Consider the following 17081-nt stretch of genomic DNA (forward strand, 5'->3'; position numbering starts at 1 on the left):
TGATATAGATAAAGAGATCAAAGGAATTTATAGTAGGGTTGATATAAACTTAATTATTTGGGAGAGATTATCAGATTCAAGTTCCGATTGGTGCAAGTGGAACGAACTCGAATTTTTAATTAAGTTGGTTAAGTAAATCGCTATTAAGCATTAATTAGTTTCTTTCATTCTTTCTTCTTAATTGACTTCATACTTATTTTAAATTTTACAAATCTGTGATGCAAATCTAATGTAATATCCCTTATAATGATAGTTGGAAACAATCGACTAATTATATTACAGAGGGGCGTATTTGAATGTTTAAAAAAATTGCTTCAGATGCATTAGGCTTATCAGATATCGGAAAAATTATAAAACCAGAGGATTTTGATAAAACACAATCAGATGATTTTGTACGTCATGAAGATAATGAAAAAATCTATTTTCTTATCATGACGAAAAGTGATGAATATTGCTTTACTAACTTAGGTTTAATTCATATTGATGGACAAAACGCAATCTCTTCAAAAAGAGTCATGAAGCGTTATCCTTACTTCCAATTTGACGTCAGTGACGTAAAGTTAGAAACAGCTGGTAAGATTGATTTAGATGTAGAGATTAAATTTAATCTTGGTAGTATCCCATTCAGTATTGATGTTGATAAAAAACAAGTAGATGAATTGAAAGATTTATATAAGGCCTTATTATATATTGCTGAAAAAGTGTATGAAAACAAAATTATGTTAAAAATGGCCAATGATAGCCTTGATAAAGCTGTGCAAGTTCTACATAATTCGAGAATCGGTGAACAAGATCTAGCAAAACAATTCCAAGCACTCACGGAATTTTCATTTAATTGGCTTGACTCAAGTAAAAATCAACTACATGAAAAAGACTTCGGTTCAGTGTTCGAAAAATATATTAATAACTAAACAGAAAAGATTCTTGCCGATTATAGATGAAACAAAAGGCAAAGGCATGTCGTTTATACTTTCTTATGTATCAGCAGTTCGTAGTACATATCTAATAAAACGAGTTTTGCTCGAATATCTTGCATTTCCTTTAGATGTACGAGCAAATCCCTTTTGACGATTTCTCTCTCGATGAACGAGCAATCCTTTTTTCCTCTGCTATCATCCATTTTTATATCAAAGACGAATAATCAAATCGACTTTTAATGAATCGGATTTGAACCGCCTTTTTTTAAAGCAAAGAAAAGCAGCTGACTTGAATATCAGCTGCTTTCCATTACCTATTAAGAAGCTTTCGCTTGCTCAACTTGCTCTTCATTTACTCCATTCTTTTTGCCAAGCATATTAAAAACGATATTTAAAATAATTGCCGTTAAACTCCCAACCACAATTCCGCTTTCAGTAATTATACGGATATTTTCTGGTAGATTCGCAAAGATCGTTGGAACAAATGTAACCCCTACACCTAGCCCAACAGAACAAGCGATAATGAGTAGGTTTTCTTGTGAGTTAAAGTCTACTTTGCTTAACATTTTAATTCCTGATGCTATAACCATACCAAACATAGCAAGCATGGCTCCACCCAGAACAGAAGATGGGATAACTGTTGTTAAGGCACCGATTTTAGGTACTAACCCTAAAATGACTAAAAATGCACCAGCAACATAAATAACATTTTTGGTCTTTACACCTGATAATTGAATTAAACCTACATTTTGCGAAAAAGTTGTGTATGGAAATGCGTTAAAAATACCACCAAAGACGATCGCTAATCCTTCTGCACGATAACCGTTTGCTAAGTCTTTATCTTTTAATTTTTTATTCGTAATATCACCTAATGCGAAATATACACCCGTAGATTCGACAAGGCTGACCATTGCCACGAGAATCATTGTAAGAATCGGAATCAAATCAAATGTAGGCATTCCGAAATAAAATGGCTGTGGCATATGGAAGAATGACGCCTCGCCAACCGCTGAAAAATTCACTTTCCCCATGATAGAAGCAATAATCGTTCCGACAATAATACCAATTAAAATCGAAATAGCACGTACAAAGCCTTTTGTAAACTTATACAAAACTAAGATAACAAGAAGCGTTGTAAAAGCTAAGATAACATTTTCCGTTGAACCAAAATCTGGGCTACCTTCCCCGCCAGCCATATTATTCATAGCTACAGGAACTAAAGTTAATCCGATAATTGTCACAACTGATCCTGTTACAACAGGAGGGAAAAATCTAACCAATTTACCAAAGAAAGTAGCAACCAATATTACAAACAATCCAGAAACAAGAATGGCACCATAAATGGATGTAATACCATAGTTTCCGCCGATTGTAATCATCGGCCCTACTGCTGTAAATGTACAACCTAGAACAACAGGCAAACCGATACCAAAAAATTTATTCTTCCAAACTTGCAATAATGTCGCAATCCCACACATCATAATATCAATTGATACAAGATAGGTTAATTGCTCTGCTGTTAAACCTAGGGCACCACCAACAATCAATGGGACAATAACTGCTCCAGCGTACATGGCCAGCACATGTTGTATTCCTAGGGAAGCTAATTTCAACGGATTTTGATTCATTTTGAGGATTCCTCCATCTCTTCAACTTGTGTAAAAGTAACCTTGCTATCCGCAAGTGATTGAACAATTGCTAAAGATTCAACTTTATAACCTTTTTCGCGTAATTGTTTTCCTCCATCTTGGAATCCCTTTTCAATGACAATGCCCATACCAGCGATAGATGCTTTCGCTTGGTCCACGATATCCGCTAAGCCTAGAGCTGCCTGCCCATTTGCTAAGAAGTCATCAATAATTAACAGACGGTCATTTTCACTTATAAATTTTTGCGATACTGAAATCTCATTGGTTTCTTGTTTTGTAAATGAATACACCTCTGCAGTTAACAAATCATTAGCCAATGTCAAGGATTTTCTTTTCCTAGCAAAGACAACAGGTACATTCAAATATAATCCAGTCATGACAGCTGGAGCAATCCCTGAAGATTCTAATGTAAGTATCTTCGTCACGCCTTCTTCTTTAAACCGAGCTGCAAATTCTTTGCCTATTTCTAACATAAGCTCAGGATCAATTTGGTGATTAAGAAAAGAATCTACCTTCAAAACAGTATCTGAAAGTACTTTTCCTTCTTGTTTGATTTTTTCTTTAAGCAGCTCCATAATTATCCCCCTTGGCTATAATACAAAAAACCTAAAAGTCATCCGCTTCACTTTCAACTTGAGTGCAGCAAGGACCTTTAGGTTTTAAAGGTGTGGAAACAAGAGCAGATAAAGACTACTCCTCCACTTGCTCACCCATAGTCAAATAATTTACGGTTATTCGGTAGAAACTCGCGGACCATATTTCCGCTATTATATGAATGACAACTATTAAGTTATTTAATTTGAATTACTATCATTATATCATGCGACTTCAAAAATTCAATAGGATAATGATAGAAAAAACGAACAATAGAGAATTTCATGTAATTATCATTCGTATATTATTGGTAATTTTCTAAAATCTCATTTTCCGTTACTCCGTTTATATAAAGAAATAACCATGATAAAAATGTTCCCTTCTCTTAAAATCATCTTTACTCTTGATATTTCTGCAAACAATATCATTTCTAACAAAAAAACATCTAAACCTACTTCAATGAATAGGTTCAGATGTTTAAATATCTTAATAATCGTCATTATTGGGTGATTTCATCGCTTGTATAGCGCTTCCTTTTCTTTTGCGGTAAGTTCACCACAACAACTGAACCGACAATAAACAGGGCACCCACTACTTGTAACCAAACAAGGCTTTCATTAAATAATAATACACCCATTATTGTAGCAACCACAGGTTCAACTGTGGAAATGACTGCGGCTGTACTTCCTTCTGTTTTCTCTAACCCTTTTGTATAAAGAATATAAGCAAGTACTGTTGGTATAAGCCCTAGGCCAACACTTAAAAGCATGACATCAGTTTGTATGAAGAGTGTACTTTTCTCCCACAAACTTGTTATTGGTATAAGCACAACAGCTGCGATAATAAAAGTGAAAAATGTTACGGCAAACGGAGAATAGCGGTTGAGTGCAAATTTACCAAATATTGTATAAAGTGCATAACCAATACCTGAGCCTAAACCAGTAATTATACCTAAAATGGTTATTTGACTCTCTCCTAAAGCTAAGCCTGCAATTAATATACAACCTGCCATTGTCATAATAACGGCGATAATTTTATTTATTGTCATTTTCTCTTTTAAAAACATAAATGATAGAATCGTTACAAATGCAGGTGCTGTATAAAGAAATATAACTGCCATGGAAATACTCATCTCACTCATTGTCGTGAAATAACAAAAATTGAATAACACGATGCTACAAATGCCTGTACCCAGGAAGTACCGTACATCACCTACAGCGTGTAACTTCATCTCTTGGCGATAATGGATAACACCTATCAGCAATAAAAATAAAACAGCAAAAATAGCGCGAATCGCTACGATTTCCATTGAAGTGAAACCAGCAGAAGCTAATCCCTTCACAAATAAGCCAATAATTCCCCATAAACTTGCTCCAGCCGCAATCATTATAAAGGGCAGAATACGTTTCATCTTCCACTCCCCGTTTCTAGCGATATCTAGTTTAGTTGATAAATTGCACGATACTTATCTGTTAAATAATCAATAAGATATTGTACATTTAAGCCTTCTCCAGTTGCCGATTGAATGATTTCTAATGGCTCTTTCATACGCCCGTAGCGATGGACATTCTCAGTTAACCACTCTCTAATAGGGGTAAGATTGCCCTCTTCTAACAATTGATCAAACTCAGGTATACTCTTCAACATACTTTGTTTTAATTGTGCTGCGTACATATAGCCTAACGCGTAAGATGGGAAATATCCAAAGCTTCCGCCTGCCCAATGAACGTCCTGCAACACACCCTCAGCATCAGTTTTAGGGGTAACCCCTAAATATTCTTCATATTTTTCATTCCATAGCTGTGGTAAATCCTTCACTTCTATTTCATCATTAAATATTGCCTTTTCTAATTCATAGCGAATCATAATATGAAGTGGGTAGGTTAATTCATCCGCCTCAATACGAATCAAAGATGGCTTAGATTCATTAATTGCACGATAAAATTCATCTAAGGTAATGCGGTCAAATTGGTCTGGGGCATATTGATTGAGCAGTTCAAAATTATGTTCCCAGAACCCTTGATGACGACTAACAAAATTTTCGTAAAACAGTGATTGCGATTCATGGATTCCCATTGATGCGCCATCACAAAGAAGTGTATCTACCAACTCCTTAGAAATATTTTGCTCATATATGGCGTGTCCACCTTCATGAATCGTACCAAATACAGCCATGCGAAAATCATTCTCGTCATATCTCGTTGTAATACGGACATCTCCAGGATTAATACCAGTGGCGAATGGATGTACCGTATCATCTAGACGACCTGCATCAAAATCATAACCCATTTGATCAAGAATTTGCAGTGTGAATTCCTTTTGTTTTGCCTTCGGGAAAGTATCATAAAGGAAATCTGTACTTGGTTTATTCAGTGAGTCAGCGATGTCTTTCACTAATGGAACAATCGATTGACGTAACTTACCAAACACTTCATCTAAGGTTTTTACTGTCATCCCTGGTTCATATTGATCTAATAATGTATCGTATTTATGTTCTTTATATCCCCAGTAACCGATAAAACGTTTATTATAATACACAAGTTTTTCTAAATAGGGTAAAAACATTGCGAAATCAGACTTTTCTCGCGCTTCTTCCCAAATCGTTTCTGCATGTGCTTGAATTGTAACATATTCTTTATATTCATCTGCAGGTATTTTCTTGTTTAAGTCATACTCTTTCTTACATTCTTCTACCAATCTATTTGTCCGTTCTGAAAGACTCTCCTTTGCCTCTTTATTACTTAGTTTTCCTATGTATGCTGCCATCTCCTCGCTCGTTGACATTGCAAATAATTCAGAAGATAACATACTGATCGTTTCAGATCGTTGCTCGGCACCTTTTCTCGGCGCACCGGTTCTTAAATCCCAGTACATGAGTGAAACAGCCTCTTTATAAGCCATCATTTTTTTAACAAACGCTAAAAACTCTTTTTCAATGCTTAACATCGTCGCATTCATCTTCGTCTTTCCCCCTTCTTATTTCTAGGTTTATTTTAGCATATTCCTTTCTATAAAACTTGTTGTTTAATATCACTATATTGGCCTAACAGCGCTTCATTCTCAATTAACCATTTGTTTTTTCGCTTAATTTTAAGAAAAAAACTATTCATATATAATAAAAATCAACCAGTAGAATCAAAAAAAGAGAGACCAGACAAGTCTCTCCTTTTTCATTTTTACCGTATATTCACTTCCACAGGAAGTATTTTAAACACTTTATCTTTCACATCTCCAGGTTGATCATCTTCTAGTAATATATGCACTGTACCATGATCCTCATTTGTACGAATAAGACGGCCAATTCCTTGTCTCATGCGCAACAACATATAAGGCATGTCCACCTCTTCAAAAGCCTTACTTGTTTGTTCTCTTTTTGATTGGAACACTGGGTCATTAGGTGGAAAAGGTAATGAATAGATAAAGACATTTTCAAGCGATGCACCAGGAATATCCAGCCCTTCCCATAAATGAACCGACGCAAGAATGGACTGCTCTTCATTTTGGAATTTTGAAACGAGCGTACTGATTTCTGCTTCACCTTCAAAATAAATCGGGTAGGTAAGTTTTCCTTCTGCATAGTCTTTAAACAATGCTAACTCTTCTTTCTTTGAAAAAAGAAGTAAACTACCACCTTGCACTTTATTTAATTGCGCAATCATATAATCCATTTTTTGTTGATGGTCGCCTGTCTCAAAGAATGGTGCCAAGGCAGTCATATTATTTTCGTAATCAAATGGTGATTCTACTGTGAAGGAAAGAAAATCATCCACACCTAAGCTTTTCGCAATATAGTTAAACGATTGGTCTTCAGATAAAGTTGCTGATGAAAAGATAAAAGGAATGTTCTGAGAGAATACTTCCTCTCTCATAATTTCTTCTACCAATCTCGGCATAATGATCAATGTTCTTTCTTCTTTTTCTTCTTCAAACCAGGCGATACCACTTTGGTCTTTAATAAATAGTGATAAAGAATAGGATATCTGCTCAAGATACTCTTCCACAACCTTTAGTTCGTATTCATTAATGACATACATTTCACTCTCAAACACGAGTTCTTCTTCTAGCTGACTAATATGGGCAAATAGTTTTTTCGCCTCGTCTATTAAAGCTTTCTCTCGTTTAATCATTTGTTTTTCAGAGCCTGTAATTTTCTCAGTCGTTTGTGATAGTATGCGAAAGAACATTTCACTTTGGTAAATTGTATCTTCAATTGTATGCAATGTTTTTTCACGTACATCGTTCGCCATTAATCTCGTTAATAAAGACTCTAAAATTTGTTCAGTTAGTCGATAAGTTAAAGCTTTTTGAGCAGCATATTCTAACAAATGTCCTTCATCAAAGACAACACTTGAAGCTTCTGGCAATAGTGGTAGCTGTCCTTCTCGCTTCCTTGATTCCTTTGTCCAAATATGTTCCATATAAAAATCATGCGAGCAAATAATGATGTCTGTTGATTGGCGATAATGGTCTCGATGCAATGTTTGTCCACAACGGTGACGTTTTTCACAAGTGAAACAATCTTGCAAAGAGTCCCAACCAATCTGCTCCCATTGATCATCAGTCAGCTCCGGATAGCTTTTGCGATCACCATAAGGAGTAAACTTTTTCATCGAGACATTTTCCTCAACAAAAGATGGGAGGCTTTCGTGTACATCCATAAAGATATCATCACTATCAATCGATGCTAGCTGTTTATCCAGCTTATTCAAACATAAATATTGCTCTCTTGATTTAGCTAAACGAACATCGATATTTAAATTTAAAGCTTTCTCTAACTTGGCAATATCTCCTTCTGGCTTTACTAACTGTTCAATTAACGTTTCATCAGCACAAGCAATAATCGCAGGCTGGTGGCGGTACCGCGCGTAACAAAGGGCATATAATAAATAGACTATGGTTTTTCCTGTTCCCACTCCTGCTTCAGCAAATACGACCTTTCGATCTTTCATCGCATTTTCTAATTGGAAGGCCATATAAATTTGTTCATCGCGTATATCAAATCCACTCTCTGGAAGTAGATCATAGAATACATCACCAATCCAATCCCCAAGTTTCTCGTAGAATGATTCTGTTTTTTCAACCGTAAACGGCATCTGACTCTGTTGCATGACGTTCCCCCGTTTTCTTCTTTTATGAACCCTATTGTAGCAAAAAAAAGTCGAAACCCCTCAATCATACAAGGTTTCGATAAGCGATTACTATCTCTTTAATTTATTTTTGATAATGAATACGATAATGCATGCCTAATTTCTTGTTGGGCAGATTGCAATTTTTTTAGTGCATCACTATCTTTCATTTGATCTGTTGATATCGCTTGTATAGATCCATCAATTGCTTGCATTATTTTGTGAAAATCAATTTGCGTATCTTTCATTATCATGACCTCCATGAACCATTCGATATATGTATTCTATTCACTTTTATGGCATCATATACCTGCTTTAAAAAGAGAAATACAATCATAAATCTCATGGAGAGTCCATTAATTATTGCGTGGAGGTCGCTTGCCCCAATATTGATAGTAGTCTGTTTTAATAAACCCATTAAAAAGTTTTCTTTTCTTTGTTGCAGGTTTTCCAAACACTTGTTCAAATTCTTCATCAGAAGTAAGGATATAAATAGACCATGTATCAAGTAAAGACAAAGCTTCACCCATTTCTTTATACATTCTTTGGACTGCTGGTTTATCACCTAACCGCTCACCATATGGCGGATTTCCTACAATGACACCGTAGTCCTTTGTTGTTGTAAAATCACGTACTTGCATCTGTTTAAATTGCACAAGATCGCCAAGTCCCGCTTCAAAAGCATTCTCTTCAGCAATTTTCACCATTCGATGATCGATATCCGTTCCAGTAATGTCTAGTGGTTGATCATAATTAGCAAGATCTTCCGCTTCCATTCTTACCTCATCCCAAACTTTAGTAGGGATAATGCCCCAACCTTCTGAAACAAATTCTCTGTTAAAACCAGGAGCGATATTCTGACCTATTAAAGCAGCTTCAATAGGTATCGTTCCTGACCCGCAAAAAGGATCGACAAATGGTTTGTCTGGATGCCAATTAGTAAGCATGATCAGTGAAGCTGCTAAAGTTTCCTTTATTGGCGCTTCACCTTGTCCAGTTCGATAACCTCTTTTATGCAATCCACTTCCACTCGTATCGATTGTTATTGTTGCTACATCCTTAAGAAGAGCCACTTCAATCTTGTACAATGGGCCATTCTCATCTAACCAACCATTTGTTTTATAATGATGCCTCAATCGTTCGACAATCGCTTTTTTTACAATTCCTTGACAATCAGGAACACTGAATAGTTTGGACTTAACGGATTTACCCGAAACAGGAAACTCTGCATTTTCCGGAAGAAATGCTTCCCATGGTAAAGCCTTTGTTTTCTCAAATAATTCATCAAAAGTTTTTGCTTTAAATTCTCCCACTTTGATTTTGATACGATCAGCAGTTCTTAACCACATATTGCTTCGTGCAATCGCATGCGCATCACCTTCAAAAGTGATTTTTCCATTATCAACTTGACATTCATAGCCAAGCGCACGAACTTCCTTGGCTACAAGTGCCTCTAGCCCCATTGCAGAGGTGGCAATCAATTGAAATTTAGACACAACGTTCATCCTTTTATCTCTTATTCGGTCTCGCTTAACAGCAAGTTTATTAAGTCTAAGCATATAATTTCGTTTATTAAAGTACACCTAATTAACTGATTTCTATTCTTTAATTGAAAGAAAAGCTCTCCTTATAATAGGAGAGCCTATAATTTCTTTTTTTACATTAATTCCGTTCTGTAAGCCATGTTTTGTTCTACGTACTACAAACGGCAATGTATTGCCTCGTACATAGTGGTAATCATCTATCTACAGACGAATACGCCTGTCCTTCCTATCAGTTCATTTCCTTTAGGAAAGTGCCCCTACCATAATTTGGGTTTCTCACTCGCGGGGTTTACCTCGTTCCACTCTTCTCATTTCTGAGAAGACTTCGTCACTGTGGCACTTTTATAGGTATTCATACCCTATCTTTAAAAAGACTTAGGTATTTTCCCTGCCGTCAACTGTTAAAGTTGCCCTAGCTTATGTCTTCGCCAGGCACGAACACTACTGGCATCTCAGCCTGTGTGAGCATGGACTTTCCTCTACAATTTAAAAAATTGCAGCGATTACCCGAACGTTATTAATGATACAACGAATATTATATGTAATATTCTTATGAATAGCAAGGGCTTTTTTGAAAGTCACTAATGTTTAATTAATCGTACAATTTACTCCCAAATACATGCTTCTCTAAATTTGATAACCTTTTAAGGATATCAAAATTTGTTGTACCAGCTGGTTGAGAAGCTGCTTGTGGTCTTTTATTATTAGACTCCTCAAGTTCTTTTCTTAATTTCAAGTTTTCATGTTGTAATTCTTCAATTTCAGTGTGGAAGGTTTCATAATCTTTAATAATTAAATCTAAAAACTTATCTACATCTTCAGGTTTGTAGCCTCTCATGGCGGTTTTAAATTCTTTTTCTAATATATCCTTACTTGTTAATTTTACTTTATCAGATAGCATTATACTCACCTCTAGTATCGCCAATAGTATTCTTTATTTTTTCAAATAACAACACTTTTGTCAATTTAATTTATCGGTTTCACGCGTTAAAATCCATCTTGGGTCATTTGATCTTCTTCTACTATTAATTGTATATCATAAAACGAGATTTGATGTATGGAGTAATTTTTTTTATTTTGATAATTAAGTGCCTCTTCAAATAAATATTTGGGAGACCCTTCTTTTTCCGTATCATAAAAAAGGATAAGACAATCACTCTTCGATAGATGAAAAATGTTTTTCATTTTAAATTGATTAGGATTTTCATAAGGCTTACGCGAAACTGCATCAACATAATCAGCACTTGCTACAATTGATTCATACCATTCCTTATTATCTTCTTTCCAATTCCCCTCTACATTTAAAAAAGGTGTAATCACACCTAACTGTAAGTGTTCAAATCCTTCCTCCTGCAACTCGTACACGACCTCTGCAGCCCATAGCTCCGTTCCAAGCTGTCCACTAATGAGCACCCACTCTAATCCTTCATCAAGTAATGAAAGCAATTGTTTTTTTATGGCTCTTTTAATATACGTCACTGCTTGTTCATCTTTTTTAAAAATTCCTAATTCGAAAGGCTTATAACCTGATACAGTGGTTACTTTTACCAATTTTAACTTCTCCTTGCGTCTATTTCAAATACTTATTAGCCTAATTTTAACATATTCCCTTATTTAAATCGAAAGATTATAAAGAGAGGACAAGATATCTTTAGTTTTAACGTGATGATACCTGGAAATGATAGAGTTTCTCTTCCCTTATATGTCGAACCAATCTTTTCTAATAAGTGAACTTTTTAAACCAGCTTTATTTTTATTCCTACATTAATCGTATATTTACGAGCAAGTTTCTCAGCTTTCTTTCCTCACTTTGCTCATTATTGAGAAAGTTCGGATAGCAAACCGAAATTCAATCATAATATGCCCTTCAAATACATGTTGTATATTCTTTTTCTCACGCTATTAGTGAATAATTAAAAAAGGACCCATACAATATTATGAGCCCTTTAGTGATTCATGTTCAATATCTTCTAAACCTTCTGTTGAAAGGATGAACTGGCAAAGGGCGATACGGTACTTGCCCATGTAAAGCCGGTACTTCTGAAGAAGGATGATTGAAATGTACATGCTGATAATTAATATGTTTCACTGTTGTCGTATGACTGGGATGAAAATGTGGAATAATGATGGTCTCATAAACATGGTTAACATGATGATTAGTTGGATGAACAATCGGTTGCAAGTCATTTGGTTTAGGTGGAAATTGGTGCATAAAAATCTCTCCTCTCAATCGATAAAAAAACCTTTTTTTCATTCTATGAGAAGTTAGGAAATCTGCCCTGAGAAATTCACCTATAATCGCACCCAAATTATTTCATTATATAAATAGTAAACTATAAAAACTATCCTTCATCGTGGTCATAAACACGGCTGTAATAATAACGACAAAAAAGAAAATATATAAAATAGCTCTGTACATTTAAATATCATCCTCGCAATTAGCATTCATTTCATACACGGAATATTGTACAAGGAAATATCTTATAAAACAACTAAGAAAGTTGTCCTTTTTAGTGGTGTTTTTTTACAAATACAAATCCGAATGTCGCAAACGAAGTAAGTCTAAAGTCTTATAAAATTTCAGACAGCAATCTGTCGGCAAAGAACCTTTCCTCTTTCTATAATAGGATTGAAGAAAGAAATGGAGGTTTTCCAATGACAAAGATATGGTCAAACGGCGCAGCTGTTGCTCAAGTAAGAGTCGCACGTCCGACAAATCAACTAACAGAAATAGAACGGTTTTATTGCAGCGGTTTAGGGTTACAAAAGATAGGGTCTTTCCAAGGTCATAGTGGATATCAAGGTATAATGATTGGTTTACCAAATGCTAGTTATCACTTAGAAATAATCCAACACGAATCTGGACAGCCTGTTCCTTCACCTACAAAAGAAGACCTATTAGTTTTTTATATTCCTCAATTATCAGAAATCCTAGAAATAAAAAATAGGTTGCATAGCTTGGGATACCACTCTGTTTTACCAGAGAACCCGTACTGGGAGGAGAAGGGTTTCACATTTGCAGACCCTGATGGCTGGGGAGTCATTTTAATGAATACTTCAGGTATATAAACAAAGCTTTCCACCGGGACAATTACTCATCCTGGTGGATCCTTTTCTGTAATTTCCTTAAGAGTCTTTCACGCCGTTTATACAGACTCTCTTTATGCTTTTTATATTTCTCTTTCGTTTCAATTTGCTTTAACGCCTTATCTGTATATTGTATCGCTCTCATGAGATCAGGCAGCCTGTGTTCATATATTTTTGCCAACTCAACACATGCGCTAAATTTTTCTTGGTCATCACCATCAGAGGAAACCATCTGCCATAACTCTGCTGCTTTCCCCCATTGCTTTTTCTTTTTTAACTGCCAAGCCAGCTGATGTTTCGCTTTTATACCTGCCACATCATTCATTTGTGCTAATTCTTCATACCCCTCTTGCGCTTTTTTGATTTCACCAATAGAGCTAAACCACCTTGCTGTCTCATAGGCTTCTCTTGTGGTTTGCTCTTTATCTAACCCTAGTAATTGGTTAGACAAGTGGATATATAATGTGATCAGTGAGAGGATGTCTATTTCATTATGTTTCATTATACCTAGCATGCCTTCAGGGTTTTTAGTATCTAAATAATCAAAGTAAATCATCGGCGCAAGATAACCTGGGATATCATCCTCTCTTTTTACTCCTAATACTTCTCTTTCAACAATAGATAACTTCGTCCGCTCAAGTTTATGTTTCCATAACCTTCTTGAAGCATGATATAAATCAAAATGACCGAATGGCGGTAGTTTGGGTAAATGTTCTCGAATTAATGTATGCCGTGTTTGTAACTGGGGCCAATCAAACGCTTTACCGTTATAGGTCACCATGGTTGTATAATCAATTGATTCTAAGAAGCTTTTATATAAAGCGATTTCTCCTCCAGGGTCAGGTAATATATGTTGTTTTAAAGTGACGCCTTTTCGACTCACGCTCGCATACCCTAATAAGAAAATCGTATTGCCTACTCCACCTCCAAGCCCTGTCGTTTCAGTATCAAAAAAGAACAAATCCTCTGCTTGATGGCCTCTCGCTGTTAACGGGTGACACTCGGTAGTTTCGTTCCATTTTTCAATGACCTTGTATAATTCTTGAAAGCGGTAATTTCCATGTAAATAATCTAGGGGATAATGAATTTCTCTAATGAGACAAGTACTACCTTCTATATCATGATAAGGCGAAACATGGTGTTGTTGCCATACGTCTTGGAAAGGGAAAACGGATGGGGACTTCTGCTCTACTTCTACTTTTTTTTCGGTAGTATGAGACATATGTGATTGTAAACGATTCAATTTATTTTTTAATGACACACTTCTCACCTACTCCTTATAGCCATGTTTGAAATAACTTTAACACATCACCTTTAGCCGTCTCAGAAGAAAGATCTGTTCCAATACAAGAAGGACAACCCGTTTCACAAGGACATCTCTCAATCATTGAGATGGCTTCTCTTATTAGTTGATCAATTTCATCGTAGACTTTCTCACTTAATCCTACACCGCCAGGGTATTTATCGTAGAAAAATAATGTTGGTTTTTCATTATGAATAGCTTTTACTTGCGGAACGACATGAACGTCCGTCTGATCACACATAACGAATAATGGCACGATTGCTTTAAGGGCATGAGCGGCTCCAATTAAACCTTGCTCCAGTCGTTCTTTTCCGAACATCAATCCTTCTGCAAAAAAGGTCACCCACGTAGCACTTGTATGCAATTCTTCTTCTGGTAAAGAAATGGGTCCAGAGCCGATGTTATCATGCGTATCAAATTTAATTTTTTTGAATATCGTTGCCATTGCCGTTACACTCACATCACCATAGCCAATCTGTTCGTTTCCAATTCGCTTTGTTTTATCTTCCTCTAATACTTTTAATTCGACAGCTAAGTTGGCGTCTGTATAATAATCGACTGCCACTTCTCGTACAAAAGCTTTTTTCTCTTCCCAATCTAAATACTCAACTTGAAATTGAGTACCTTGGTGGAGATAGATGGCTTCATCATGTAACAATGTCATCGCAGAAAAACGGTCCATCTCACCAATCACCTTCACATTCGCCACATCTGATTGATCGATTATGACAACATTCTCTTGCGATGCGGACCGTAAACTGACATTATGAGCTGGAAAAGAATCATTCATCCAATAATACTTGTCTTGATTTTCGTGCAGTACCTGTTCTTCAGATAAATATTCTAATACTTCTTCAGTTTCAAAGCGACCAAATGACTCTCCTTTCTTAAAAGGCAATTCATAGGCAGCACATTTAATATGATCAATGAGAATGATTAAATTATCTGGATTGATTCTTGCTGTTTCTGGATTTCGTTTAAAGAAATAATCAGGATGATCAATGATATATTGATCTAATGGGTTTGAGCTAGCAACCATAATAACGAGTGATTCACTATGTCTACGCCCAGCTCTACCAGCTTGCTGCCAAGTACTAGAAATTGTCCCTGGATAACCAGTCATAATACAAACTTGCAGCTGACCAATATCGACGCCAAGTTCGAGTGCGTTTGTACTGACAACTCCATATATCTCTCCATGACGCAAACCCTTTTCAATCGATCTTCTCTCAGATGGAAGGTAACCGCCACGATAACCTCTGATTGCTTTCGGTCCAATCTTATGCTTGACTAGCTCTTGTAAATACTTAAGTAATACTTCCACTCTCACACGGCTTTTAGCAAAAATAATCGTTTGTACTTTATTCATTAGCATTTCACTTGCTAGCCTTCTTACCTCGAGTGTCGCACTTCTCCTTATATTTAATGGCTTATTGACAAGCGGTGGATTATAAAACACAAAATGTTTACGGCCGCTCGGCGCACCATTATTGTCAATTAATTTCATATTTGTTTCTGTTAGCTCCTCTGCAAGTTCAAGGGGATTGGCAATAGTCGCAGAAGTGCATATAAAAACGGGTTTACTTCCATAAAACTCACAGATTCTTAATAACCTCCGTAGAACATTGGCTACATGAGAACCAAATACACCGCGATAAATATGTAATTCATCAATAATAATAAAACGAAGATTTTCAAATAATGATACCCATTTCGTATGATGTGGAAGAATTGCTGAATGAAGCATGTCCGGATTAGTCATAACAATATGGCCAGCTCTTCTCACTTTTTGTCTAATATTTGAAGGCGTGTCACCATCATATGTATAGCTATTAACGGAAAGAGATGACTCTTCAATCAATTCATTGATTTCCATTTTCTGATCCTGAGCAAGTGCTTTTGTAGGAAATAAATATAGGGCCCTTGCTTGTGGATTATTTATGATAGTCTGCAATACTGGCAAATTGTAACATAAGGTCTTTCCCGACGCTGTTGGTGTAACAGCAACAATGGACTGATGAGCCATAACGGCATCGTAACTTGAGCGCTGATGAGTATACAGACGGGATATTCCTCTTTTTTCTAAGGCGCTCATTAAATGAGGATCTAGTCCAATCGGCATATCCGCTACTTGCGCTTCCTTCTCTTCCAATGTATGCCAATACGTTATTTGTTCTCCAAATTTATCGGATTGCTTGAGCTCTTTAATCAGTTCTTGTAAATTCTTTTTCACCTTCACGTTCTTCACCTCATCACTTTATTCTAGCGAATAAACGTTCGCAGAAAAAGGTTTTTTTACGATTTATTTATTAGAATATTATTCCATCTAGCCTATTTGAGTTTTAAAATCACCCAAACTTTATCGAGTGCATAGAATAAAAGGAATGTTTGATTTATTTGGGAGGGAGTTACATGAGTGAAAAAAGAAAGGAGCCGTTCGGAGATTTAATGAAATCCATGAATCAGTTTTTTCATGATAAACCTGTAAAAAACTTCATGCAGACAATGGACGACTTTTTTAAAAATCCGTTTCCTTTCGCTACTTCTTTTCATGTAGAAGTAAATGAAAACGCCGATGATTATATTATAAAAGCGGAACTACCAGGCATAAACCGTGAACAAATTGAATTGAATGCCATTAATAATTATATTAAAATTACGATTCACCGACTCGATATTGAGACAAGTGAAGATGACTTACAACAAATATATCAAAAAAAACAGGCATTCCAACAATCAACTAGGACGATCCCTTTACCTTTTATTATCGATGAAAGCACCATTCAAGCTTCTCACACAAATGGCTTACTCATCGTAAAAGTGCCTAAACCAAAAGGTAAAAGGATCAGCTTACAATAATA

The 17081-nt window shown here is 35.9% G+C and carries 15 protein-coding genes, 1 other RNA gene and 1 riboswitch; of the genes, 3 read left to right on the plus strand and 13 right to left on the minus strand.

Features of this window, described 5'->3' with window-relative positions:
- The first annotated feature begins 296 nt into the window (after positions 1-296).
- Complete coding sequence (locus MHI57_RS05810) at positions 297-911, plus strand: PH domain-containing protein (protein WP_095372815.1); 615 nt, start codon at positions 297-299, stop codon at positions 909-911.
- 323 nt (positions 912-1234) lie between these two features.
- Here the strand turns inward: MHI57_RS05810 and MHI57_RS05815 are convergent, their stop codons facing one another.
- The 11 genes from MHI57_RS05815 to MHI57_RS05865 form a co-directional block, all read right to left on the minus strand.
- Positions 1235-2545 (minus strand): nucleobase:cation symporter-2 family protein, encoded by a 1311-nt coding sequence (locus MHI57_RS05815; protein ID WP_340975361.1) that lies wholly within the window; start codon positions 2543-2545, stop codon positions 1235-1237.
- Positions 2542-3141 carry a xanthine phosphoribosyltransferase gene (locus MHI57_RS05820; RefSeq protein WP_340975363.1) on the minus strand — a complete coding sequence of 200 codons (600 nt, stop codon included), beginning with the start codon at positions 3139-3141 and terminating at the stop codon, positions 2542-2544. Before MHI57_RS05820 ends, MHI57_RS05815 begins: the two co-directional genes overlap by 4 nt.
- Before the next feature lie 118 nt (positions 3142-3259).
- Positions 3260-3361: riboswitch (purine riboswitch) on the minus strand.
- Positions 3362-3659: 298 nt separating this feature from the next.
- Complete coding sequence (locus MHI57_RS05825) at positions 3660-4571, minus strand: DMT family transporter (protein ID WP_340975365.1); 912 nt, start codon at positions 4569-4571, stop codon at positions 3660-3662.
- 26 nt (positions 4572-4597) lie between these two features.
- The gene (locus MHI57_RS05830) at positions 4598-6118 is read right to left on the minus strand and encodes a carboxypeptidase M32 (protein WP_095372811.1); all 1521 of its coding nucleotides are present in this window, start codon (positions 6116-6118) and stop codon (positions 4598-4600) included.
- Positions 6119-6336: 218 nt separating this feature from the next.
- Entirely contained in the window at positions 6337-8268 is a 1932-nt protein-coding gene (locus MHI57_RS05835; protein WP_328197633.1) for an ATP-dependent DNA helicase, read from the minus strand.
- 98 nt (positions 8269-8366) lie between these two features.
- Entirely contained in the window at positions 8367-8534 is a 168-nt protein-coding gene (locus tag MHI57_RS05840) for a hypothetical protein (protein ID WP_157733946.1), read from the minus strand.
- Between the two features lie 108 nt (positions 8535-8642).
- Positions 8643-9791, minus strand: coding sequence for a THUMP domain-containing class I SAM-dependent RNA methyltransferase (locus tag MHI57_RS05845; RefSeq protein ID WP_285840841.1), 1149 nt, complete (start codon positions 9789-9791; stop codon positions 8643-8645).
- 166 nt (positions 9792-9957) lie between these two features.
- Positions 9958-10345: RNase P RNA component class B (rnpB, locus tag MHI57_RS05850), an RNA gene on the minus strand.
- Between the two features lie 77 nt (positions 10346-10422).
- On the minus strand, positions 10423-10731 hold the full coding sequence (gpsB, locus tag MHI57_RS05855; RefSeq protein ID WP_095372809.1) for a cell division regulator GpsB: 309 nt from the start codon (positions 10729-10731) through the stop codon (positions 10423-10425).
- Between the two features lie 86 nt (positions 10732-10817).
- A complete protein-coding gene (locus MHI57_RS05860; RefSeq protein ID WP_340975371.1) occupies positions 10818-11381 on the minus strand; it encodes a DUF1273 domain-containing protein in 564 nt (187 codons plus the stop codon).
- Positions 11382-11790: 409 nt separating this feature from the next.
- Entirely contained in the window at positions 11791-12042 is a 252-nt protein-coding gene (locus tag MHI57_RS05865) for a CotD family spore coat protein (protein ID WP_095372807.1), read from the minus strand.
- A 443-nt stretch (positions 12043-12485) separates the two neighbouring features.
- Here MHI57_RS05865 and MHI57_RS05870 point away from each other — a divergent pair, with 443 nt between their 5' ends.
- Entirely contained in the window at positions 12486-12899 is a 414-nt protein-coding gene (locus tag MHI57_RS05870) for a VOC family protein (protein ID WP_095372806.1), read from the plus strand.
- A 22-nt stretch (positions 12900-12921) separates the two neighbouring features.
- On the opposite strand, the gene MHI57_RS05875 is transcribed toward MHI57_RS05870, so the two are convergent.
- Together MHI57_RS05875 and MHI57_RS05880 are read right to left on the minus strand one after the other, a co-directional pair.
- Positions 12922-14178: a ribonuclease H-like domain-containing protein gene (locus MHI57_RS05875; RefSeq protein ID WP_095372805.1), complete on the minus strand. Its 1257-nt coding sequence runs from the start codon at positions 14176-14178 to the stop codon at positions 12922-12924.
- Between the two features lie 16 nt (positions 14179-14194).
- Positions 14195-16459 (minus strand): DEAD/DEAH box helicase, encoded by a 2265-nt coding sequence (locus tag MHI57_RS05880; protein WP_095372804.1) that lies wholly within the window; start codon positions 16457-16459, stop codon positions 14195-14197.
- Between the two features lie 173 nt (positions 16460-16632).
- Between MHI57_RS05880 and MHI57_RS05885 the strand changes: the two genes are divergently transcribed.
- Positions 16633-17079, plus strand: a complete 447-nt coding sequence (locus MHI57_RS05885) for an Hsp20/alpha crystallin family protein (RefSeq protein WP_095372803.1) — start codon at positions 16633-16635, stop codon at positions 17077-17079.
- Positions 17080-17081 lie beyond the last annotated feature (2 nt).

Source organism: Cytobacillus sp. FSL K6-0129, assembly GCF_038007625.1.
In the GTDB taxonomy this organism is placed as follows: domain Bacteria; phylum Bacillota; class Bacilli; order Bacillales; family Cytobacillaceae; genus Cytobacillus; species Cytobacillus kochii.